This window comes from Exiguobacterium sp. s50 (assembly GCF_018618175.1).
GTDB lineage: Bacteria > Bacillota > Bacilli > Exiguobacteriales > Exiguobacteriaceae > Exiguobacterium > Exiguobacterium chiriqhucha.
Map to the genome: position 1 here is coordinate 1 of NZ_JACSLP010000003.1, position 22,416 is coordinate 22,416.

22 protein-coding genes are annotated in these 22,416 nt (G+C 51.5%); 4 read left to right on the forward strand and 18 right to left on the reverse strand.

Annotated features, from left to right (window positions below):
* Nucleotides 1-155 precede the first annotated feature (155 nt).
* The 10 genes from KNP68_RS04510 to cyoE all read right to left on the reverse strand — a co-directional run bounded on the left by KNP68_RS04510 (nt 156) and on the right by cyoE (nt 8,102).
* Nucleotides 156-647 (reverse strand): cysteine hydrolase family protein, encoded by a 492-nt coding sequence (locus KNP68_RS04510; RefSeq protein WP_021067025.1) that lies wholly within the window; start codon nt 645-647, stop codon nt 156-158.
* Between the two features lie 133 nt (nt 648-780).
* Complete coding sequence (locus KNP68_RS04515; RefSeq protein WP_021067024.1) at nt 781-1,053, reverse strand: hypothetical protein; 273 nt, start codon at nt 1,051-1,053, stop codon at nt 781-783.
* A 5-nt stretch (nt 1,054-1,058) separates the two neighbouring features.
* On the reverse strand, nt 1,059-1,673 hold the full coding sequence (locus KNP68_RS04520; protein ID WP_021067023.1) for an SCO family protein: 615 nt from the start codon (nt 1,671-1,673) through the stop codon (nt 1,059-1,061).
* A 20-nt stretch (nt 1,674-1,693) separates the two neighbouring features.
* On the reverse strand, nt 1,694-2,155 hold the full coding sequence (locus KNP68_RS04525) for a DUF420 domain-containing protein (protein ID WP_034777049.1): 462 nt from the start codon (nt 2,153-2,155) through the stop codon (nt 1,694-1,696).
* 23 nt (nt 2,156-2,178) lie between these two features.
* Nucleotides 2,179-3,102: a cytochrome c oxidase assembly protein gene (locus KNP68_RS04530; protein WP_214755770.1), complete on the reverse strand. Its 924-nt coding sequence runs from the start codon at nt 3,100-3,102 to the stop codon at nt 2,179-2,181.
* A 134-nt stretch (nt 3,103-3,236) separates the two neighbouring features.
* Nucleotides 3,237-3,566 (reverse strand): cytochrome C oxidase subunit IV family protein, encoded by a 330-nt coding sequence (locus tag KNP68_RS04535; RefSeq protein ID WP_021067020.1) that lies wholly within the window; start codon nt 3,564-3,566, stop codon nt 3,237-3,239.
* A 1-nt stretch (nt 3,567) separates the two neighbouring features.
* The gene (locus KNP68_RS04540) at nt 3,568-4,194 is read right to left on the reverse strand and encodes a cytochrome (ubi)quinol oxidase subunit III (RefSeq protein WP_021067019.1); all 627 of its coding nucleotides are present in this window, start codon (nt 4,192-4,194) and stop codon (nt 3,568-3,570) included.
* A complete protein-coding gene (ctaD, locus tag KNP68_RS04545; RefSeq protein ID WP_214752323.1) occupies nt 4,195-6,033 on the reverse strand; it encodes a cytochrome c oxidase subunit I in 1,839 nt (612 codons plus the stop codon).
* A gap of 68 nt (nt 6,034-6,101) precedes the next feature.
* Nucleotides 6,102-7,118 carry a cytochrome c oxidase subunit II gene (gene coxB / locus KNP68_RS04550; RefSeq protein WP_260570837.1) on the reverse strand — a complete coding sequence of 339 codons (1,017 nt, stop codon included), beginning with the start codon at nt 7,116-7,118 and terminating at the stop codon, nt 6,102-6,104.
* Between the two features lie 57 nt (nt 7,119-7,175).
* Nucleotides 7,176-8,102: a heme o synthase gene (gene cyoE / locus KNP68_RS04555; RefSeq protein WP_214755769.1), complete on the reverse strand. Its 927-nt coding sequence runs from the start codon at nt 8,100-8,102 to the stop codon at nt 7,176-7,178.
* A gap of 331 nt (nt 8,103-8,433) precedes the next feature.
* On the opposite strand from cyoE, the gene KNP68_RS04560 reads away from it, so the two are divergent.
* Nucleotides 8,434-9,336, forward strand: coding sequence for a COX15/CtaA family protein (locus KNP68_RS04560; protein WP_058763310.1), 903 nt, complete (start codon nt 8,434-8,436; stop codon nt 9,334-9,336).
* A gap of 56 nt (nt 9,337-9,392) precedes the next feature.
* On the opposite strand, the gene KNP68_RS04565 is transcribed toward KNP68_RS04560, so the two are convergent.
* The 4 genes from KNP68_RS04565 to KNP68_RS04580 form a co-directional block, all read right to left on the reverse strand.
* Nucleotides 9,393-10,748, reverse strand: coding sequence for a cryptochrome/photolyase family protein (locus KNP68_RS04565; RefSeq protein WP_214798904.1), 1,356 nt, complete (start codon nt 10,746-10,748; stop codon nt 9,393-9,395).
* Between the two features lie 52 nt (nt 10,749-10,800).
* The gene (locus KNP68_RS04570) at nt 10,801-14,238 is read right to left on the reverse strand and encodes a pyruvate carboxylase (RefSeq protein WP_131471133.1); all 3,438 of its coding nucleotides are present in this window, start codon (nt 14,236-14,238) and stop codon (nt 10,801-10,803) included.
* Nucleotides 14,239-14,269: 31 nt separating this feature from the next.
* Complete coding sequence (locus tag KNP68_RS04575) at nt 14,270-15,505, reverse strand: FtsW/RodA/SpoVE family cell cycle protein (RefSeq protein ID WP_029595754.1); 1,236 nt, start codon at nt 15,503-15,505, stop codon at nt 14,270-14,272.
* Between the two features lie 86 nt (nt 15,506-15,591).
* Nucleotides 15,592-15,870: an Fpa/YlaN family protein gene (locus KNP68_RS04580; RefSeq protein ID WP_021067011.1), complete on the reverse strand. Its 279-nt coding sequence runs from the start codon at nt 15,868-15,870 to the stop codon at nt 15,592-15,594.
* Between the two features lie 172 nt (nt 15,871-16,042).
* Between KNP68_RS04580 and KNP68_RS04585 the strand changes: the two genes are divergently transcribed.
* Together KNP68_RS04585 and KNP68_RS04590 are read left to right on the forward strand one after the other, a co-directional pair.
* A complete protein-coding gene (locus tag KNP68_RS04585; RefSeq protein WP_021067010.1) occupies nt 16,043-16,510 on the forward strand; it encodes a hypothetical protein in 468 nt (155 codons plus the stop codon).
* Nucleotides 16,511-16,602: 92 nt separating this feature from the next.
* Nucleotides 16,603-17,814, forward strand: a complete 1,212-nt coding sequence (locus KNP68_RS04590; RefSeq protein WP_051627736.1) for a multidrug efflux MFS transporter — start codon at nt 16,603-16,605, stop codon at nt 17,812-17,814.
* A 30-nt stretch (nt 17,815-17,844) separates the two neighbouring features.
* Here the strand turns inward: KNP68_RS04590 and KNP68_RS04595 are convergent, their stop codons facing one another.
* Together KNP68_RS04595 and KNP68_RS04600 are read right to left on the reverse strand one after the other, a co-directional pair.
* Nucleotides 17,845-19,161 (reverse strand): PhoH family protein, encoded by a 1,317-nt coding sequence (locus KNP68_RS04595; protein ID WP_021067008.1) that lies wholly within the window; start codon nt 19,159-19,161, stop codon nt 17,845-17,847.
* A 32-nt stretch (nt 19,162-19,193) separates the two neighbouring features.
* Complete coding sequence (locus tag KNP68_RS04600) at nt 19,194-19,643, reverse strand: PNPOx family protein (protein ID WP_021067007.1); 450 nt, start codon at nt 19,641-19,643, stop codon at nt 19,194-19,196.
* 112 nt (nt 19,644-19,755) lie between these two features.
* Here KNP68_RS04600 and KNP68_RS04605 point away from each other — a divergent pair, with 112 nt between their 5' ends.
* Complete coding sequence (locus KNP68_RS04605; RefSeq protein ID WP_214798906.1) at nt 19,756-19,956, forward strand: YlaI family protein; 201 nt, start codon at nt 19,756-19,758, stop codon at nt 19,954-19,956.
* A gap of 41 nt (nt 19,957-19,997) precedes the next feature.
* Here KNP68_RS04605 and KNP68_RS04610 read toward each other — a convergent pair whose 3' ends face one another.
* Nucleotides 19,998-20,342 (reverse strand): YlaH-like family protein, encoded by a 345-nt coding sequence (locus KNP68_RS04610; RefSeq protein WP_235045181.1) that lies wholly within the window; start codon nt 20,340-20,342, stop codon nt 19,998-20,000.
* An 86-nt stretch (nt 20,343-20,428) separates the two neighbouring features.
* Nucleotides 20,429-22,273, reverse strand: a complete 1,845-nt coding sequence (typA, locus tag KNP68_RS04615) for a translational GTPase TypA (RefSeq protein WP_021067004.1) — start codon at nt 22,271-22,273, stop codon at nt 20,429-20,431.
* Nucleotides 22,274-22,416: the final 143 nt, after the last annotated feature.

Consider the following 22,416-nt stretch of genomic DNA (forward strand, 5'->3'; position numbering starts at 1 on the left):
GGCTGAAGGGCGATGAAAACAGAGGAGCGTCATCCCTCCCGGGACGACGCTCCTCTGTTCAAAATCATTTGAAGTTTTTCAGTGCCCTCGCATAAGCGAAGGGGTTTTTCTTATGGACACATATAACGAACCGAGGTAAGCATCGGCAGAGCAGATTACGCCGACAAGTCCTCTGATTGGATGATGGTGCAGCCCTTACCCTCGTAATACGCGATCATGTCGTCGATTTTCTTCAAGTCATAGCTCGTGATGCAATCCGACAGGACGCTGACCGTATAGTCGGATTTCCGCAGATTGTAACACGTCGACTTCACACAGGCGGTCGCATCGGCACCGGTGATATAGAACGTGTCGATGCCATGCTGTTCAATGAACGCCGCGAACGCCTCGCTCGTCAAGGCGTTGCCCTTGTATTTGGTGAATACGTGATCGGACACGATCTTCAAATCTGGCGCTAATTCCGCCCCGCGCGTCCCGGTTTTGAACGTTCTTGTCCCCGCAGATAAGTTCTCATGTCGGATATAGACGACGGGAATCCCCTTGTCGACCGCCCAATCGATCGATGTGTTGATGTTGTCGATGACCGCTTTGTAATTTTTCGTGATGTCATTCTGAATGTCGATGACGACCAATGCTTGCTGTTGCATCTGATTTCCCCCTCGATGAGTCGCGTATCGTGACTACTGCCTTCATCATACCAGAGTTCACCACTGGAAAATATAGACAACAATCATCATCAACAGACAAAAAAGGGAGGACCCGCCGAGGGCCTCCCTTTTGTCATGTCGCGATGACGTTGAGCGTCACATCGACTTGTCCGAGCAACAAGTCGAACTGGTCGCGCACGTACCGATATAAGCGTTCAGCCTCAACGAGTGAGACGGGTGCAACGATTTGATAATCGTATCGCTCTTTCGAGACGGACACGACCTTCACTTCACGCAATCCGAATTCGATTGCACTGCAAGCAATCAAATCCTCAATCGCCCGCTCAGCGATCGTCACATCTCCATAGGAATAATCATTTCCGATGACAGCCATCGTATCATTCATCTTCTTCACTCCTTTTCTGCCGCGAGTACTAACACGTCCTCCATAATGGTTTCGATATCGACGGGTTTTTCTCCTGCCGTGGCCATTTGGGCGACCGCACGGACGTCGTGCTGACGGTCGATGATATACATCGTCGTCGCATGCGTGACGAGTCCGCTGTTCGCTTTCGAATAATAGAATTGAAGTTGACGCGTGATGCGGTCGATATCGGCCTGGTCACCGGTCAACATCTTCCAGCCCGTTGGTTCGGCTTGGAACGCCTCCCCGTAATTCTCTAGGACCGGCACCGTATCGACTTCAGGGTCGACAGTGATGGCGACGAGCTCGACGTCCGTCCCGTACAAGTCGTTCGCTTTCAACTCTTGCTCGAGCTTCATGAAGTCACGCAACGTGAGCGGGCAGATGTCCGGACAGTTCGTATAGAAGAACGTGACGATTTTGACTTTGCCATTGTCCGAATTGTACGACTGACCGTCGAGCGCATTCGTCAACGTGAACGGGGTCGGCTCTTGGATGACGGGCAGGTCCTCTTCTTTAAAGAATAAGAAGTACGAGGCCACACCGATCGCCACCAGAATGGCGACCGTCAAGCCGACCGTCATATAGCTGTTCCGTTTCATCCTCATCCCCCTCTCTCGATTCACCCACCGATAATGGCACGGAAGACGTTTGTCGTCTCACCCGGGTCATAGGCGACATAAAGGAGGACGTATACCGTCACGCCTGTAATCGCTGTGAAAAACCAGACGACTGAGGCTTTCGGTCCGATTTTACGGTGTTTCTCGACTTTATTTTTATAGCCGAGGTAAAGCGTGATCAATCCGAGGACCCCACCTGTCGTCGCGAGCAGGATATGGAAAATCATGAACGCCAAATAGTAAGGCTTCACTGAATCCGGTCCCCCGAAGGCGGTATTGCCGACGAAAATCGTCCGTGAGACGTAGAGAATGAAGAATGTCGTCGCGGCGATCGCGGCGGCCGTCATGACTTTCTTATGTTTGTCGACGTTGCGACGATCGCGCGCAATGATCGTCCATCCGATTGCGACTAAAATAGCACTGATGACAATGAATGTCACACTGATCAAGGCAAGATAGTTCATCGTAGTTTCCCCTTTGATTTAGTTCATTTTTTCTCTTTTGGTTCTTGCGGTGTGAACGACATGCCTTCGTCAAGCGCAAGCGATTTCGTCCGGCGCACCCAACCGAAGAACGTCCAGCCGAAGAAGAAACCGTATACGACTTCTTGACCGAGCTTCATCAATACCCCGCCGAAGCGTTGGTCTTCAAGAGCGCTGTTCGTTGCTCCCATGAGCGCATTCAAATCGAGACCCGACACATCGCCGTTCGGCATACAGTAGCCGAGCACCGTCGCGAACGTCTCGGCGTCCGTATAGGCGTCATAAAGAATTCCTTGGCTGAAGATGATGAGTGCACAGGCCGGTGTCAACAGCACGCCGTTCGCGATGATGTACACCATCCGCTTCAAATCCGACATCCCTTCCTCTTCTTCTGAGAGGAACGGTGCGATGACCGGATACCACATCGTCAAACTGAAGACGATGAGAGCGCCGTGGAAGATACGATGCACTTCATAGTTCGTCAAGACGTAGTCAAAGATGAATGGCATGTGATACAAGGTGAACAATGCATTGAACAAAACGAGGGCGATCAAAGGTTTTGACATAAATCTGAGCGTCGGCCCAATCACCTTATAGCCAAATAATTTCTCGAACACCCAATATGGCATCCCGTACACGACGAGCGCCGGTGCGAGCACATAGACGAGCACCATCTGCAACATGTGCACCGAGAAGATGATGTGTGCAAGGACATCGACCGGACTTCCGAAACCGATATAATACAATACAATGGCGGATAACATGCTGAACTTTTGTAGTAACGTGGTCGACTCGTACCCTCGCTTCGCCATTTTCTCTGTGACGACCGCATAGAGGACGTACAACCCTACCATCAACAATCCGAACCATGGACTCCAAAGTGTCATCCAATCGAACTGTTTGAGTAGCTCTGATGTATTCCAGAGCATCCCTTCACCCCTTTTCTTTCTCTCCCAAACCGATGAAACCGTTCACTTCAAGATTACTATTCCTTTATTTTTGAAGTAAAGCAAAAAGGACTGAATCATCTGTGTTTCCACAGATGTTCAATCCTTTGTCACATTTACCAAATGAGCAAGCGAAGTGCAGCGACTGTAATGATGGCGACAAAGATGCCAAGCCACATCATTCCGACGATCCACGTGTTGCCACGGTTGTTCATATGCATGAAGATATACAGCTGCAAGAACACTTGGATGATGGCGAGGATGATTAAGAAACCACCTGCTGCCCACACCGGCATGAGTTCAGCGTATACGGCGCCGAACGCGACGAATGTGAGCAAGATCATCATCGCGAAGCTGATCAACTGGAGTTGATATTCGCGGCGTGACTCGGCTTTTACTTCGAGCTCTAACTGTTTGTGCGATTCGTTGATTGGTTGTTTTTCCATGTTAGCTCACCATCCCTAAGAGGTAGACGATTGAGAAGATGAAAACCCAGACGACGTCGATAAAGTGCCAGTATAGGCTCGACACGTAAAACTTCGGTGCGTTGTACACATCGATCGGACGGTTCCAGTTGCGAATTAACAACGTCGTGATCCAAAGTAGACCGAACGTGACGTGCGCGCCGTGGAAACCGACGAGCGTGTAGAACGCAGATCCGAACGCGCTCGACGTGAACGTGTGACCGATATGGTAGTAGTGGATGAACTCGTAAATCTCAGCTCCAAGGAAACCTGCCCCGAGGAGAAGCGTGATCACCAACCAAAACTTCATGCGGCCTGGATTGTTCGCTTTCATGTTCATCATGGCGAGAACACTTGTGAGCGAACTTGTGAGGAGGAGCATCGTCATTAAGAAGACGAGCCCCATCTCAAAGATATTGTACGAACGAAGTTCCTCTGGCGCACCAGAGTTGAGTAGACCGACATACGTTCCGAAGAGCGAGGCGAAGAGAACGGTCTCTCCACCGAGGAAGAACCAGAAGGCTACATATTTATTTTTCCCTTCCAGCGTGGCTTTCTCTGGATTGGCCGGAATTCCGGTCACCGGGTGTTTTTCGACTGCATGTGCCATTTATTGGTCTCCTTTCTCACGAATCGCTTTCAAATCCGCTTCGATCTTCGATTTTGGAATGTAGAAGCCATGATCGTCAATCCATGAACGGAGGAACATCGACACGAATGTGATGAGCAATCCGACCACGATGAGCGACCAACCAACAACCGCGTTATCCATTTGGAAAATCGCTCCGAGTCCGGCGATGAACAAGCCGAGTGACATGAAGAACGGGATAATCGAGTTGTTCGGCATGTGGATGTCTGCTACTGGTTCAGCGACAGATACCCGTTTGTTGCCCGCCATCTTCTCGAGCCAGAACGTATCGAGACCTTTGACAAGCGGTGTTTGTGCAAAGTTGTATTCTGGAGTCGGTACAGGAAGCGTCCACTCCAACGTACGTCCATCTTCCCAATGGTCCGGCTTGACGCGTTGTTTCGACAAGAATGCTTTCACAACAGCGACGAGCAAGACAATCGTCGACACACCCATGAAGAAGGCACCGATTGTCGACAGCAAGTTCATCGTCTCAAACCCTTGGTTCGGAAGATATGTGAAGACGCGGCGTGGCATCCCGAACAATCCGAGGAAATGTTGCGGGAAGAACGTCAAGTGGAACCCGATGAAGAACAACCAGAACTGCCAGTAGCCAAGCTTCTCAGAGAGCGCTTTGCCGAACATGAGCGGGAACCAGTAGTAAAGTCCTGCAAATAGACCGTATACAACCCCACCTACGATAACGTAGTGGAAGTGAGCGACAACGAAGTAACTATCATGGTATTGATAGTCGGCCGGTGCGACCGAAAGCATGACCCCTGTCATCCCCCCGACGAGGAATGATGGAATAAATGCGACCGAGTAGAGCATCGCGACGTTGAACTTGATTTGTCCGCCCCATAGTGTGAACAACCAGTTGAAGATCTTGACCCCTGTCGGCACGGCAATGGCCATTGTTGCGACAGCGAAGATCGAGTTGGCGACCGGTCCAAGACCGACCGTGAACATGTGGTGGACCCAAACCATGAATCCGAGGAAACCGATGAGCATCGTTGCGAAGACCATCGTTGTGTAACCGAATAGGCGTTTACGAGCGAATGTCGGAATGATTTCCGAGAAAATACCGAACGCCGGTAAAATCAAGATATATACTTCCGGGTGTCCGAAGATCCAGAAGAGGTGTTCCCAGATGATGACGTTACCACCCATTGCTGGGTCGAAGTAAACGGCCCCGAACAAGCGCTCGAACATTAACATGAACAAGCCGACTGTGAGCGGTGGGAACGCGAAGACGATCAACGCCGAAGCGACGAACGTCGTCCACGTGAAGAGCGGCATCCGCATGAGTTTCATACCTGGAGCACGCATGTTCAAAATCGTGACGAGGAAGTTAATCCCGGCCATGAGTGAACCGAAACCTGAAATTTGAAGACCAAGGGCGTAGAAGTCGACCCCTGATGCTTCCGGTTGTGTCGAGAGCGGCGCGTACGCCGTCCAGCCTGCGTTCGGTGCAGCGCCGAAGAACCAGCTAAGGTTCAACATGACACCACCGAAGAAGAACAACCAGAATCCGAGTGAGTTAATGAACGGGAACGCGACATCGCGTGCCCCGATTTGAAGTGGTACGACGGCGTTCATGAATCCGAATAACATCGGCATGGCCGCTAGGAAGATCATCGTCGTCCCGTGCATCGTAATCAATTGGTTGAACGTTTCGCCGCTGACGAAGTCGTTCATCGGACGAACGAGTTGCCACCGAATAAGTAATGCTTCAATTCCACCGAGAAGGAGGAAGAAGATTCCTGAGAACAAATACAAAATACCGATTTTTTTGTGGTCAACCGTCGTAACCCAATCCATGATGCCATTGTATTTACGCGGTTGCTGCAATGCAGTGGTCTGTGCCACGTGAAATCCCCCTTTTCCCGTTAGTCAATCTTCTGATCGTACAAGAAGTCAACGAGTGCATCTAACTCTTCATCACTGATTTGGCCTTCACTGAAGCCAGGCATGAGCGCGCCTTCTTTCAATTCTTGTGGATCACGAATCCATTTTTTCAAGTCGTCCTCGTTGTTTTCGAGGTAACCGATCAACCATTCGCGATCACCAAAGTTTGTCAAGCTAGGCGCAACTTTCCCGCCCCCGTGACAGCTCAAGCAGCTCTCGACGTACACGGCCTCACCTGTCGTCAAGTTTTGGTTATCTGCAACAAGGTTTTCTGTGTTCGCGTCTTGCTGTGCTTTCATGTCTTCGAGCCATTGGTCGTAATCTTCTTGCTCGAGTGCGATGACTTTGAAGTCCATGAGCGCGTGTGACGGTCCGCAAAGCTCGGCACATTTCCCAAAGAACGTACCTGGTTCATTTGCATGCAACCACATTTCGTTATCAAGGCCTGGGTTCGTATCCGTTTTACCAGATAAAGCCGGTACCCAGAACGAGTGGATGACGTCTTTCGATGTCAAGTTGATGCCGACACGTTTGCCGACCGGGATGACAAGTTCTTGTCCCGTGACGACGCCTGCGTTCGGATATTCAAACTCCCACCAGTACAAGTTAGCCGTAACATTGATTTCTTCTTCTTTTTTCGCTTCTTTCGCTTTCGCGAGTTCGACAGTCGTCGTGATTGTCGGTACAGCGAGAATGATGAGCAAGATGATTGGTACGACTGTCCAAATCATCTCGAGCGTGCTGCTTCCTTCGACTTGCTTCGGAATCGAATCGTCTTTACGACGGAACTTCATGAGCACGTAAACGTAAATGATCGATACGATGACGAGTACGAAGAGCATAAGTACCAAACTGATGATAATGATCCGGAGCTGAATTTCAGCGCCTTCTCCCATCGGCTTCAATGCAGACAATCCCTCAACGCCGCACCCTGATAATAGCAGTGCGAACATCATCATCGGGACGATGCCAAACAGAAGCTTTTTAAATGATTTCACAACAATCCCCACTTTCTCCCAAAATGATGTGTAATGGTTTCTATATAGTGAGTGTGATTACGCTAGTGCTGCCGTCAAAATCAGCGCGACAATCCACACGACTAAATAAATTAATGAATAAAAGAACATTTTGTTTGCCCACTTGATTTCATCCTCGGCTTTAAAACCTTTCAACCCGAGATATAACCAGTAGCCCCCAAGACCGGCTGCAATGATTACGTAGACTAACCCGTAATGCATGAACAAGAGCGATGCTGGAATCAGCGTCGCAATCCACCAGATGATTTGACGCTTTGTAATCGCAAAGCCGTTGACGACCGGTAGCATCGGAATGCCGGCCGCTCGATACTCCTCGGTACGCCGCATGGCGAGCGCGAGGAAGTGTGGCGGTTGCCACAAGAACATGACGAGGAACATGAGCCACGCGTCGATATGAAGCGCGGGATCGATGGCTGCCCAACCGATGAGCGGCGGTACCGCTCCGGAGATGCTACCGACGACCGTGTTCAACGTGTGCGTCCGTTTAAGCCACATCGTATAAATGACGACATAAAAAAATGCCCCGATTAAACCGAAGACTGCTGCCACATACGAGACGATCAATAAGAGCAATGTCCCGATCGCAAGCTGCGTTAATCCAAGGAGCAAAATCCGTTCTCCCGAAATTTTACCGGTGACACTCGGCCGATTGTCTGTACGTCCCATCAAGTAATCGATATCACGGTCCACGAAGTTGTTTAGGTAACAACTCCCGGAGATGACGAGTGCGCTTCCTAACATCGTTAATAAGAGCTGCGGCCAAACCTCAAATAAATAAAAGACTGGCGTATCACTCTGATATGTTGCTGCTACAAAGAAACCGGCGAATACCAACAACAAGTTGGCGCGAACGATTCCCATTTTTGCCAGAGCAACATAGTCGCGGAACGAGGCGGATTCTGTATATTCTACTTCTGCCATTGTTCCTGGGTTGACTTTTGTCATACTGACCCCCCTACTAATCACGAAATCCACGTATTCTTTTCACAGAAAAAACACAATATGAACAAAGTTCACCTAACTCATAACAAAGATACCATATTTTCAAAAAGAATACGTCGTTTATGCTTGTAAAATAGCTAGTTTTTTGTGACAAACGTGTGATAATTGTCACAGTAAAAACGCCATGTTAATACTAGAATAACGATTTTGATAGCGATTGCAAGCTTTTCCGTTTCGTTTTTACGACGTAAAGCCGTATAATAAGTATGGCGAAAAAAATATAAACTTACAAGGCACAATTCTAGTGATTTTTCTCAAAAGCAGGTGGAAACGAATGCATAAAAAACTCGCACTATTTTCAGCGCTCGTCACGCTCGGGATGATGCTCGTCCTGATCATGGGTGGAACCGTGACAAAGACGGACTCCGGCGACGGGTGCGGAACGGATTGGCCGCTCTGCCACGGGAAACTGATCCCGACCAATCCGAGCGTCGAAACGATGATCGAGTACAGTCACCGTGTCGTCTCTGGCATCGAGGGACTGCTCATCATCGCCTTGACGATTTGGACGTTTGCGGTCGTCAAGAACCGGTATGATGTCAAAGTGTTCGCGTTCCTCGCGTTCATTTTCATGCTCATCCAATCGATTATCGGTGCCGGGGCCGTCATCTGGCAACAGTCGGACGCGATTCTCGCGCTCCACTTCGGTATCTCGCTCGTCTCGTTCGCATCGCTGCTCATCTTGACGATTCTCTTGTTCGAAGGGGAACGCGTGCATCGGGCCGTCTCCGAACGATTGAAGGTTCACCTTTACGGCTTGACGATTTATACGATGGTCGTCGTCTATACGGGCGCTTACGTCCGTCACCTCGGCGCGACGTACGCCTGTGTCGGCTGGCCGATTTGCGACCAGAACGTGTGGACGTTCGAGTCATACGTCCAAATGGGGCACCGCATCATGGCCGGACTGCTCGTCTTCTATACGTTATACGTCCTCTACTTGGCACGTCGGGAGACGAACCGACTCGTCGAGACCGGCATGTGGGCCTCGCTGTTCTTCATCCTGCTTCAAGTCGGCACGGGTGCGTGGATCGTCCTTGGGGGACACGCCACGTACGTCCCGCTTCTCCACGCCTTCTTGATTACCTGCTATTTCGGGATTATCTCGTACTTGGCATATCATGCGTATCGGAGTCAGAAACAGACGACCGAGGCCGCACGACAACAATCCATTTAATCTTAATAACGTACACAAAAAGGAGCGACGGCATCGCTCCTTTTTTTGATGCCTATTTACTGCGCGTCCTTGAACCGCTCGAGTGCCCGGGCACGCGCTTCCTTATGGTCGACGATTGGGTCGACGTATCCATCCCGCTCGGTCAAGTCAGGGAAATGAATCGCTTTTTTGTCGAGATTCACGAGTTCGGGCACATACTTCCGGATGAACGTCCCGTCCCCATCGAACTTCTCGGACTGCGTCGTCGGATTGAAGATACGGAAGTACGGCACCGCATCCGTCCCGACCGAAGCCGCCCATTGCCAACCCCCGATATTCGAGGCTGCTTCATAGTCGATCAGCTTCTGTTCGAAATAGCGTTCCCCTTTCCGCCAGTCGATCATCAGATGCTTCGACAAGAACGAGGCGACAATCATGCGAAGCCGGTTATGCATCCAGCCCGTCTCATTCAATTGCCGCATCGCCGCGTCGACGATCGGGTAGCCCGTCTTTCCGTCACACCACGCCTGGAAGTTCTCGTCATCGTTCTCCCAATCGAGATGCTTATACTTGTCGTTGAACGGACGGTCTTTCAGTCCCGGGAATTGGACCATGATCATATAGTAAAATTCGCGCCATAACAACTCATCGTAATATGTGTCGCGTCCGCTCGATTTCGGCGCCTTCAACACCGCTTCCGTCACGGTTCGGATGGAGAGCACCCCGGTCCGGAGATACGGAGACAGACGGCTCGTGCCGGCGATGGCCGGGATGTCGCGGTCTTCATCGTACGCATCGATCCGATTCGCGACGAAGTCGCTCAAACGACGTTTGGCTGCCGCTTCGCCGAGCGCTTTCCACGAACGCTCACAGCGATCGAACTGACGCTTCAATTCGACCGGGACTTCATGCCCTGTCGTCACGTGACGCTTCAATGCATTCACGTCGACCTCATACGGCGCGGGCGGCGCCTCGGCATAGGCTGCTTTTTTAAATGGCGTGTATACCTTATACGGATCGCCGTCTTTTTTCGTGAACGCATTCGGGGCGAACAAATGGCGGTCGAGCAGGCGGATGACTTTGACCGCTTCCCCGAGCGCCTGGATGACGGCGTCGTCCCGCTGTTTGAACGGTTCGACATACTCGGCGTTGAAGTAGAGCACATCGAGCTCACCGAGCGCTTCGACGAACTGTTCGGCCGTATCGGCCACGATGACCCGAAGTCCGAGCCCGCGTTCTTCCAACTCGTCCATGAATTGACGCATCGTCGCGAAAAAGTAATCGTGGCGCGTCTCGAACGGCTCGCAATAGTTAGGGTTGAGCCAAAAAACGAACTCCATCTCATCGTCGGAATCAGCGTCTTTCAAGGCCCGGTGTAACATATGATTATCTGTCAATCGAAAATCCGATCGAAACCAGCATACTCGTCTCATCTCTCCCACTCCTATCTAAAAAAGAAGCATAGCGCGGCTATGCTTCTTTTCATTATACAAACTCAATCAATAAGTCGTCACTTTGGATTGTGTCGCCTTCTTTAATATGGACCGCTTTGACTTCTCCGTCTTGCGCGGCTTGAACCGTCGTCTCCATCTTCATCGCTTCCGTGACGAGGAGCTGTTCCCCGCGGTGGACACGGCTACCCGGTTCGACGAGCACTTTCAACACTGAACCTGGCATCGAAGCGCCGACTTGTTTCGGGTTCGCCCGGTCTACTTTCGGACGGCTCGTCGTCGCCGACTTCACGTTCACGTCTTTAATCTCGATTTCACGCGGGACGCCGTTCATCTCGTACGAGACGAGACGGATGCCGTCCTCGTTCGCCGCACTGATTTGAACGAGTTTGATGATGAGTGTCTTCCCGGTCTCGATTTCAACTTGAATCGTCTCACCGACGTTCAATCCGTAGAAGAACGTCAACGTGTCAAGCACCGATACATCCCCGTACGTCGTCGAATGCGTGACATAGTCTTCAAACACTTTCGGATACAATGCGTTCGAGAGCAATTCGAAATCTGTTACCGGACGATCGAGTTTCTCGAACAGCTTCGACTGGGCCGCTTCAAAATCATACGGCTCAATCAACTTACCTGGACGTACGTCAAGCGGCTTCTCACCTTTAAGAATCGCTTGCTGGACATCGGTCGGGAACCCTCCTGGAGGCGTCCCGAGTTCGCCGCGCATCATCTCGACGACCGAATCCGGGAAGTCGAGTTGGTGACCGCGGTCAATCACATCTTGTTCGCTCAAGTTATGCTGGACCATGAATAGCGCCATGTCGCCGACGACTTTCGACGACGGTGTCACTTTGACGATATCCCCGAACAACATGTTGACACGGGCATACATCGACTTCACTTCGCTCCAACGGTCACCCAATCCGACCGCTTTCGCTTGTTGCTGCAAGTTCGAGTACTGTCCGCCCGGCATCTCGTGCTCATATACCGACGGGTTCGAAGCGCGCATGTCGCTCTCGAACGGCTCGTAGTTATGACGCACGTCTTGCCAGTAATCGCTGATGACCTCGTAATGCTTCGCATCGATTTTCGGTTGACGCGCGTGATGGTCAAGCGCATAAATCAAGCTGCCGCCTGAAGGCTGTGACGTCATCCCCGACATCGAGCTCGCAGCCACGTCGACGATATCGACGCCCGCATCTGTCGCCCGGGCGTAAGTGAAGATTCCGTTGCCCGACGCGTCGTGCGTATGCAAGTGGATCGGCAAGTCGACGGCATCTTTCAATGCCGAGACGAGCGCGTACGCCGATTCCGGTTTGAGCAGGCCGGCCATGTCCTTGATGGCAAGGATGTGAGCCCCGCTCGCTTCAAGTTTCTTCGCCAAGTCGACGTAATACGGCAAGTGGTATTTCGGACGGCTACCGTCATACAAGTCACCCGTATAACAAACCGCTGCCTCGGCGACTTTGCCGGTCGGTAACGTCGCGTCAATCGCGAGTTGAATCGACTCGAGGTTGTTCAAACTGTCAAAGATCCGGAACACGTCGACGCCGGCATAGGCCGCTTCGTGGACGAACTTCTCGATGACGTTGTCGGCATAGTTCTTATACCCGACGGCGTTGGCACCGCGGAGCAACATTTGAATCAACACGTTCGGCATCTTCTCACGGAGACGCATGAGGCGTACCCAAGGGTCTTCTGAGAGGAAACGATAGGCGACGTCGAACGTGGCCCCGCCCCATGCCTCGACCGAGAACAGCTCCGGCATGAGCTTGCTCGTCGGTTCGGCGATATTGATGATGTCTTGCGTCCGCATCCGTGTCGCGAGCAGAGACTGGTGCGCGTCGCGCATCGTCGTATCCGTCAATAACAGTTCGGGCTGGCGCTTAATCCAGTCGGCGAGGCCATCCGGACCAAGTTCCGTCAAAATCTGTTTCGTGCCCGGTTTGGCTTCAGCCGGCAGGTCTTGCGGAATCCGGACCGAGCGGCTGATCGGCTTGTCTTTCAAACCGACGCCCGGGAATCCGTTCACCGTGACATCGCCGATATAGTTGAGCAATTTCGTCCCGCGGTCTTTCCGTTTCGGGAAGACGAACAGTTCCGGCGTCTCATCGATGAACGACGTGTTATAGTCGCCGCTGATGAAGTTCTGATGCTTCATCACGTTGATTAAGAACGGGATGTTCGTCTTGATGCCACGAATCCGGAACTCGTTCAAGTTACGGACCATCTTCGAAGCGGCCTGTTCGAACGTCATGCCATGTGTCGACAGCTTCACGAGGAGCGAATCGTAATATGGTGAAATCTCGGCACCGACGTAGGCGTTCCCACCGTCAAGTCGGACGCCGAAGCCGCCCGGAGAACGGTAGGCCATGATTTTACCGGTATCTGGCATGAAGTTGTTGGCCGGGTCTTCCGACGTGACACGCGATTGGATCGCGTAACCGAGCAATTTGATATCTTCTTGTTTCGGCATGTGGATGACGTCGCCGTGGAGCGACTCACCTTGTGCGATCATGAGTTGCGTCTGGACGATATCGAATCCGGTCACCATCTCGGTGATCGTATGCTCGACTTGAATGCGCGGGTTGACTTCGATGAAGTAGAACGACTCGTCTTCCGTGACGAGGAATTCGACCGTACCGGCATTGATGTAGCCGACATGGCGCATCAGTTTCACGGCTGCGTCACAGATTGCTTGACGCGACGCATCCGATAACGTCACACAAGGTGCGACTTCGACGACTTTTTGGTGACGACGCTGAACCGAACAGTCACGTTCGAACAAGTGAATGATGTTCCCGTGGTCATCCCCGAGGATTTGGACCTCGATGTGTTTCGGGCGTTCCACTAGTTTTTCTATGTACACTTCGTCTGAACCAAACGCTTGCTTCGCTTCTGACTTGGCACGTTCAATCAAATCTTTCATCTCGGCTTCCGTACGGATGACGCGCATCCCGCGGCCGCCTCCGCCCATCGCGGCTTTGACCATGAGCGGGAAGCCGTGCTCGTTCGCAAAGTCTAAAGCGTCCTCGTAAGACGTGAGCGGTCCGTTCGAACCTGGAATGACCGGGAGTCCGGCTGCGATCGCACTTTGACGGGCCCGAACTTTATCTCCGAACGCATGAAGGTGCGCTTCGTTCGGACCGACGAAAATGATGCCTTCTTCACGGCAACGACGTGCGAGTTCAATATTCTCAGACAAGAATCCGTAACCTGGATGAATCGCGTCAGCCCCCGACTGTTTCGCGATGCGGATCACGTCCTCGATATCGAGATAGGCGTCAATCGGTTTTTTATCGAGACCAATCAAATAAGCTTCATCCGCTTTAAAGCGGTGTAACGAGCCGCTGTCTTCTTGAGAATAGACGGCGACCGTGCGCATCCCTAATTCAGTGGCGGCACGGAACACGCGAATGGCGATTTCACCACGGTTGGCTACGAGTAATTTGCTAATTGATTTCAACATAAATCCCCCCATTTAAGTAGTTCAATCCTTTTTACCTTACAACATGCAATGATGAACTTTGAACGTTTTCTGCGGATTTCTCCCGAATTTCTGCCCGTTTCGTCGCTTCCCGGTGCCGATTTCGCATCGAGATGCTACTGAGCACACCGAGAATCCCCATCGTCATGATGAGTGACGTCCCGCCGTAACTGACGAGCGGGAGCGTGACACCTGTACCCGGGAACCAACCGGACATGGCACCGATATTGATTCCGGTCTGGACCATGATTTGAGCGGCGATGCCGAACGAGACGAACATCGCGAAATGACTATCGCTATGGTTGGCGATATTGACGGCCCGGAAAGCGATGAAGAACAGCAAGGCGAGGACGACGACGACCCCGATAAAGCCGAGCTCTTCAGCGATGATGGACATGATATAGTCCGTCTCCGGTTCCGGCAAGTACCCATACTTCTGATAACTGTTCCCGAGACCGACGCCGGTCAAGCCCCCATGGACGATCGAGATGATCGACATGAGCAATTGGTGCCCGTAGCCTTCAGGGTCCATGAACGGATTGAAGACGACTTCGATCCGGCTGCGCTGGTTCTCCGAGAAGATTGTCGTGAACATCAGATAGACAAGTCCAAACCCGGCGAGCACAGCAGGCACGATGATCCGAAGCGGTGCCCCGACGGCAAGCCACATGAGGAACATGATGGCCCCGAGGACGAACAAGCCCCCCATATCCGGCTGTCCGTTGATGGCGATGGCGTATGGGAAAAAGAAGTAGATGACCGGTATCATGAAGAAGGCACCAAACTGAGCCCGGATTCCTTTTTTAGTGATAGCGGCTCGCCCTAGTCGACCAGGCAACCCTTTCAGCTCCCCATTCCACAACTGGTGATAATAGTTGGCGAGCAGTAGAATCAACACGAATTTGGCGATCTCGACCGGTTGAATCGTAAAGCTGCCGATGATGAGCCAGGCCCGCGCACCGTTGAGCGGTGGCATCGCCCACGTGATGAACAACAGTACGACCGATACGAAATAGAGGCCATACAAAATATTAGGTTTTCTAAAGTTCTCATAGCGGAACATCGTCGCAATGAAGTAGACGACAATCCCGATCCCTGCGTAGACGAGTTGGCGATAGTACAAGCCGCTGTTCGCGTAATCGCCGCGATTCCACACGCTCGCACTATAAATCATGATCGAACTGATTCCGACGAGCATGAGCACTGCAATGAACAACGAGAAATCAAAATACCGAAACCGAGTTTTCATGTTTTCACTTCCTTATGTACAACAATCACTGACCCATTATAAAAAAATACTCAAACAGCGCCGCTTGCACAGTTTGAGTATAAGGTTCATAAATCTGAAGCTTCCGCGAGGGCGGACAGCTTTTGTTCCAATGAATCGAGCAGTCCTTTACCTTCAATGTCTGAAATGAGTCCAAGACGGACCGCAAAATCAATTTGGCGTGATAGACCGAACATATGTGTATCAAGCACCTCTTCATAAAGCGGGCACTTCGGCATTTTTAGGTTTTCTAACTGCACTTCAATCAAACAACGGATTTTTTCTGCGTCTGCCTCTAATAGTTGAAGCGCTTGCTCCCGTTGGACTGCAGCCAAATTTGTCGCCACTACGACCCCTCCTCCGTACAATGACAGACTGTTTGTCATAACTCAACTGTACATTATATTTCATCATAATTCAATGAACAGTCTGGATTCGCGGCGAGTTTCTCGCAGTTTCCCTTTTTCTGAGAAAGAGCTGTATAATGTACAGTGTATTGTGAATAAAGGGGGCGTATCCATGATTTTTCCACTAGACGGAGCGGTTCGTCACGCGCTGACGATCGACCCGACCGTATGGATTTTTGATGACCGCAAGCGAAACGTCGAGGATCTCGACCGCGCGGTAGAAAGTGACAACGACGCATACTATGCCAAGATGGGGAAGGCATGGGATGACGGCTTGACGCAAGGGTCACGCGTCGACCATAACAAACCGATGTCTCGGGCTGATAAGGATGCGGCGCTGCGCGACTCGTTCGCGATGCCGTTCGCGCCATTCCTTCAAAATGCCGAACCGATCGCCACGGCGACGCACGTCAGTTTTTATGGGGAGACGGTGCTCACGTTGCCAATCGACGAGGCCAGAAGCGTTTACTTACAGTTCTCTCGAGACGGAAAAGTACTCGCGGACGGTCCGGTGTACGTCTTGCACAATCAACAAGTATGGCGCGGTGTCCATCACATCGCCGTGCGAACAGAGGCATGATAGAGAAGGCACAGCGCCTTCTCTTTTTTTAGACTTTTTACTTCATAAAGTGTAACATATAAGGTATCGAAAAACTTCAATCTCGAAAGGTCGTGACGCTTACGTACCCTTTATGGAAGAAAAACTTAATCATCGTCTGGATCGGTAGCTTTTTGACGGCGGCCTCGATGAGTCTAGTCCTACCGTTCCTCCCCTTGTTCATCGAAGAACTCGGGGTCACCGATTCCGACCAAGTCGTTACGTGGTCCGCGGTCGCATTCGGCGCCACTTTCCTCGTGGCTGCCATCGTCTCCCCGCTGTGGGGACGGCTCGCCGACCAAAAAGGCCGCAAATTGATGCTCATCCGCGCTAGTCTCGGTATGGCCGTCGTCATGACGCTCATCAGTTTCGTCCAAGACGTGTATCAGCTCGTCGGTTTACGGCTCTTAATGGGTGCCGTATCCGGATTTATCTCGGCGGGGATCACCCTCGTCGCTTCACAAACGCCTAAAGAGAAAAGTGGCTGGGCGCTCGGCACACTGTCGACCGGTGGCATCACCGGCGGACTCCTCGGTCCCTTGATTGGAGGACTCCTCGCAGACTTGATTGGGCTTCGACCCGTTTTTCTCTTGACCGGCAGTGCCTTATTCATCACGTTCCTCATCACACTCGTGTTCGTCAAAGAGGACTTTGTGCCGGTGGCGCGCGAGCGGCTTGATTCGACGCGATCGATGATCGCCTCGCTCCGTAACCCGCAACTCATATTTAGTCTGTTTCTGACGACGTTCTTAATCACGTTCTCGGCCCAATCGATTGGCCCGCTGTTGACGCTGTATGTCCGGGAATTGAACCCGTATACGACGTCGCTCGCCTTTATCGCAGGGATCGTCGCGTCAGCTCCTGGTGTGGCCGCCCTCATTTCCGCACAACGTCTCGGTCGGCTCTCCGACCGCTACGGGGCCGAACGCATCCTGTTCTGGGCGCTCATCGTCTATAGCGCCTTCTTGATTCCACAGGCATTCGTGACGTCGACGACACAACTCGTCATCATGCGATTCGGCCTCGGCTTCGCCACGGCGGCACTCATGCCGTCGGTACAGTCGTTACTCCGCCAACATACGCCGAGCCGGGCGACCGGCCGCATCTTCTCTTATAACCAATCGGCCCAGTTCATGGGCAACTTGCTCGGACCGTTGTTCGGTTCGCAAGTCGTCGCCCACTTCGGATTCTCGGCACTGTTTATCGTGACCGGTCTGATTATGCTGATGAACGCCTTCCTGGAAAAATCGAACGTGCAAGTGGCACTCCATCCAAATACGAAATAAACGCCGAGCGGCCGCTCGGCGTTTATTTCGTTATAGTAAATCGGCGGCCAACCGGGCGAGCGACGAGCGCTCCCCTTTGATGAGTTGGACGTGTCCGAATACGTTTTGACCTTTGAAGCGTTCGACGGCGTACGTGAGACCGTTCGAATACTCGTCCAAATACGGATGGTCGATTTGATACGGGTCCCCGACGAGGACGATTTTCGAGTTCTCGCCGACTCGGGTCAGAATCGTCTTAATCTCATGTTTCGTCAAGTTTTGGGCCTCGTCGATGATAATGAACTGATCCGGCATGCTGCGGCCACGGATATACGTGAGCGCCTCGAGCTGAATCGATTTGATGCCGGCCAAGATGTTCCCGAGTTCGTCTTTCGAGTTGGCGTTGAACAAGAACTCCAAGTTATCATAAATCGGCTGCATCCATGGCCGGAGCTTCTCTTCCATCTCACCGGGCAAATAACCGATATCGTTCCCCATCGGGACGACCGGTCGGGCCACGACGAGCTTGTTGAAGCGACGTTCGTCTTCGACGAGCGACAGGCCTGCCGCGAGCGCGAGCAACGTCTTCCCGGTACCGGCCTTCCCGAGCAATGTCACGAACGGAATATCGTCCCGCAACAACAAGTCGAGCGCCATCCGTTGCTGGACGTTACGAGGATGGATGCCCCACACGTGTTCGACGTCTAGCGAGAGCGGACGGAGGATCGGTTGCAACCCATCGACGACCGCGAGTGCGCTCGCTTTCGAGACGTTACTCTTTAAGACGACGAATGAGTTCGGATATAGCTGATTTTTTGAAACGGCTTCTAGCGGAAGCTGTCGGACTTTATAAAATTCATCGATGATGGCTTGATCGACTTCGATTTCACGATAGCCGGCGTATAAATTCGTCGTATCGACGATATGGTCGGTCAAGTAATCCTCGGCTTCAATGCCGATGGCGTCCGCTTTGACACGGACGAGTATATCTTTCGAGACGACCACGACTTTACGGGTCCGGTCGTGCTCGTATTGTTTCATCAGTCCAAGTGCCACGGTCAGGATACGATTGTCGTTCGTCATGACGTCGAACGGGAAATCGACAGTATGCTCGTGACCGATCTCGACGAACAATCGTCCGCCGTTCTCGAGCGGGACCCCGTCGTGCAGTTTACCGGTCGTCCGCAATTGATCGAGCACGCGCGCCGTTTCTCGGGCGTTGCGGCCGACTTCATCCATATTACGTTTTTTACCGTCAAGCTCTTCTAAAACGATGGCGGGAATGACGACATCGTGCTCATCGAATTGGAACAAGGATAGTGGGTCGTGTAAGAGTACGTTCGTATCGAGCACATACGTTTTTTTCATAGACTTTGCCGCCCCTCGAAAATTGTTGGTGATCAAGAATTCAAACTCTCCTTGACTTCACGGTCCAACTTTTCTGCTGCTTCGACATCGTACGTCTTGACGATGTCCGGTTGTCCATAGGTTGCCCCGTAAAAGGAAATGTTACGGACCTCTTCGACTTTCCCTTCAAAAAAGCGAAGGTGTAACGCCGGCTTCACGCTAGGCTCGAATTCGTGTACGTGTGACAGGGCGATACTGTAGGCAAGTCCCCCTTCAAGAAAGATGAGACTCGCTGTCTTCTCATACGAGAGCAACGTGATCACATGCGAATTCTTCGTCAACGCCAAGCGAATCGTCCTCTCGTTCGGCGCTTGCACCCAGCTGATCGCATGGGTGATCGGCCACCGTTTCGGCTCATCAAACGTGACTAAGAACGTCAACGGCATCTCGTTCAATACGTCTTGTTGCGCCCTCGAAAGTTCGAACGCAGCTTTACTCGCCATAGACTCCCCTCCTCCCGAACGGGTATACGAAATGGATTCGCCCTTACAAACCTCTTTCCCTGCTTTTCTCTCCTGAAATCATGCTATAATCAACGAAGAGGAAGGTGAGACCATGCGCGTAAAGTGCTCTCTTTGTGACAAAATCGATACGATTGATTCGTGGTCGTTCGAAGCGAAACGACTTCGTAATAAACCTGCTAAAACGTATATGTGCCAGACGTGTCAAGAACGCATCACCGCGCGAACAGCGGAGCGTGCCGCGACCAGCCAATTCCACCTATATCCATCGTTCCGCCAAAAACGGAGATGGTAAGCAAAAATGGACGTTTCGCCCGAGGGCGAAACGTCCATTTTTTAATGTGATTCGATGCCTTGTCGACGGTTCCACCAAAGGCGGCCCCGGTAGATTGCCAAGACGACAGCCATGACAAGGAGAACTTCTGGAATCGGCCATGTGAAGAAGACGAGCGCCATCGTGCCTGCCCCGAGTGCGAGCAGCATATAGACGACGAGTGATTTCCACCACGTCAATTGTTTCGCAAAACCTAATTTAAACACAAGGATCGTCAATAAGATGACCGTGATGATTAACGCGTTGAATCCGACCGAGAAGTCGTTCGCGTCACTGCCGACGCCAAGTAGCGAGGCGATCCACGGCACATCGATTTGTGTGATGTCCATCGTTTGAGAAGCTTTCAAGCTGATAATCCCCCTTTATTTCCTACACAACCATTCTACACTATCCAAAACAAAAGGGAACGCCTAGGCGCTCCCTTTTTTAAGACTTATTCTTTACCAAGTTTACGACGCTTGTCAGCTTTCTCACGCTCGTTCTTGTTCAAGACTTTTTTACGGAGACGGATTGACTCCGGCGTGATTTCACAATACTCGTCATCGTTCAAGAACGTGAGCGATTCTTCGAGTGAGAAGACGCGTGGACGTTTCAAGACTTGTGTCGAGTCTTTTGCTGAAGCACGCATGTTCGTCAACTGTTTTCCTTTGACGGCGTTGATTGCGAGGTCGACGTCACGGTTACATTCACCGATGATCATTCCCTCGTATACTTCTACACCTGGCTCGATGAAGATCGTTCCACGGTCTTCAAGGGCACCGATCGAGTAAGCCGTCGACTTACCAGGTTCGATACAAACCATGACACCACTGCGGCGTCCGCCGATGTCAGCAGCGATGAACGGACGGTACTCTTCGAACGTGTGGTTCAAGATTCCATATCCGCGTGTCGCTGACAAGAACTCGTTACGATAGCCGATGAGACCACGTGAAGGAACGATGAATTCCATACGTGTTTGACCGTTGTCGTTTGTGTTCATGTTGGCAAGTTCACCTTTACGGAGACCGATTGATTCCATGACTGAACCTGTGTACTCTTCTGGCACGTCAACGATGACGCGTTCGAACGGCTCAATTTTCGTACCATCTTCGTCTTCACGAATGATAACTTGTGGTTTCGAAACTTGAAGTTCGTAGCCTTCACGACGCATGTTCTCGATCAAGATCCCGAGGTGAAGCTCACCGCGGCCTGAAACGACCCATTGGTCAGGTGAATCAGTGTTCTCGACACGGAGTGAAACGTCCGTCTCGAGTTGTTTCATCAAACGCTCTTCGATTTTACGTGCCGTCACGAAATCGCCTTCGCGTCCTGCGAACGGTGAGTTGTTTGTCATGAAACGCATTTGAAGCGTCGGCTCATCGATGCGGAGAAGCGGAAGTGGCTCTTCTTTACCGACTGGCGTGACCGTCTCACCGACGTTGATGTCTTCCATCCCGGCGATGGCGATCAAGTCACCAGCTTTGGCTTCTTCGATTTCAACACGTTTGAGGCCGAAGTAACCGAACAATTTAGTGACGCGCAATTGTTTGATTGATCCGTCTGTTTTGCAAAGTGACACTGATTCGCCGACTTTGATTTTCCCACGGAAGACGCGACCGACACCGATTCGGCCGAGGTAGTTGTCGTAGTCGAGCATCGTGACTTGGAACTGAAGCGGCTCATCCGAGTTATCGATTGGTGCCGGTGTGTTCTCAAGAATCGTGTCGAGCACGTACGTGATTGTATCTTCTTGCTTCTCTGGATCAGGATCGAACGAACTTGAACCGCTGACAGCAGACGTATAGACGACAGGGAATTCAAGTTGATCTTCATCTGCTCCAAGGTCGATCAACAAGTCGACAACTTCGTCGACGACGTCGAGTGGGCGTACCATCGGCTTGTCGATTTTGTTAACGACAACGATTGGACGGAGACCTTGGTCGAGTGCTTTCTTCAATACGAAACGCGTTTGCGGCATGCAGCCTTCACGTGCATCGACAACGAGGATAACGCCGTCAACCATACGCATGATACGCTCTACTTCACCACCGAAATCGGCGTGACCTGGTGTATCAACAATGTTGATGCGTGTATCTTTATAATCGATTGCCGTGTTTTTAGCGAGAATCGTGATTCCGCGTTCACGTTCGATGTCGTTCGAGTCCATGGCGCGTTCTGCGACCATTTCGTTTGTCCGGAATGTACCAGACTGTTTCAATAATTCATCGACGAGCGTTGTTTTACCATGGTCAACGTGGGCGATGATGGCTACGTTCCGAAGGTTAGTTCTTACATTCATGTAGTTAGTCCTCTCTTATTTAAAAAAGTTTCATCTTTTATTCAACTTTAAGAGTATAGCACACGTTCCACCACCTTTGTCGAGTGTTATCAACTGTTAACGTTTTCAAACGCATCATTTTTGACTACAATGAAGAAGACTAG

Excerpts from the sequence above, each read along its gene's own strand:
- KNP68_RS04510 (WP_021067025.1), bottom strand. The coding sequence starts at position 647 with ATGCAACAGCAAGCATTGGTCGTCATCGACATTCAGAATGACATCACG.
- KNP68_RS04585 (WP_021067010.1), top strand. The coding sequence starts at position 16,043 with ATGATTTTTCCACTAGACGGAGCGGTTCGTCACGCGCTGACGATCGAC.
- KNP68_RS04575 (WP_029595754.1), bottom strand. The coding sequence starts at position 15,505 with ATGAAAACTCGGTTTCGGTATTTTGATTTCTCGTTGTTCATTGCAGTG.
- KNP68_RS04515 (WP_021067024.1), bottom strand. The coding sequence starts at position 1,053 with ATGAATGATACGATGGCTGTCATCGGAAATGATTATTCCTATGGAGAT.
- KNP68_RS04560 (WP_058763310.1), top strand. The coding sequence starts at position 8,434 with ATGCATAAAAAACTCGCACTATTTTCAGCGCTCGTCACGCTCGGGATG.
- typA (WP_021067004.1), bottom strand. The coding sequence starts at position 22,273 with ATGAATGTAAGAACTAACCTTCGGAACGTAGCCATCATCGCCCACGTT.
- KNP68_RS04530 (WP_214755770.1), bottom strand. The coding sequence starts at position 3,102 with ATGCTCTGGAATACATCAGAGCTACTCAAACAGTTCGATTGGATGACA.
- KNP68_RS04595 (WP_021067008.1), bottom strand. The coding sequence starts at position 19,161 with ATGAAAAAAACGTATGTGCTCGATACGAACGTACTCTTACACGACCCA.
- ctaD (WP_214752323.1), bottom strand. The coding sequence starts at position 6,033 with ATGGATTGGGTTACGACGGTTGACCACAAAAAAATCGGTATTTTGTAT.
- cyoE (WP_214755769.1), bottom strand. The coding sequence starts at position 8,102 with ATGACAAAAGTCAACCCAGGAACAATGGCAGAAGTAGAATATACAGAA.
- KNP68_RS04570 (WP_131471133.1), bottom strand. The coding sequence starts at position 14,238 with ATGTTGAAATCAATTAGCAAATTACTCGTAGCCAACCGTGGTGAAATC.
- KNP68_RS04525 (WP_034777049.1), bottom strand. The coding sequence starts at position 2,155 with ATGAACTATCTTGCCTTGATCAGTGTGACATTCATTGTCATCAGTGCT.
- KNP68_RS04535 (WP_021067020.1), bottom strand. The coding sequence starts at position 3,566 with ATGGAAAAACAACCAATCAACGAATCGCACAAACAGTTAGAGCTCGAA.
- KNP68_RS04520 (WP_021067023.1), bottom strand. The coding sequence starts at position 1,673 with ATGAAACGGAACAGCTATATGACGGTCGGCTTGACGGTCGCCATTCTG.
- KNP68_RS04540 (WP_021067019.1), bottom strand. The coding sequence starts at position 4,194 with ATGGCACATGCAGTCGAAAAACACCCGGTGACCGGAATTCCGGCCAAT.
- KNP68_RS04600 (WP_021067007.1), bottom strand. The coding sequence starts at position 19,643 with ATGGCGAGTAAAGCTGCGTTCGAACTTTCGAGGGCGCAACAAGACGTA.
- KNP68_RS04565 (WP_214798904.1), bottom strand. The coding sequence starts at position 10,748 with ATGAGACGAGTATGCTGGTTTCGATCGGATTTTCGATTGACAGATAAT.
- KNP68_RS04605 (WP_214798906.1), top strand. The coding sequence starts at position 19,756 with ATGCGCGTAAAGTGCTCTCTTTGTGACAAAATCGATACGATTGATTCG.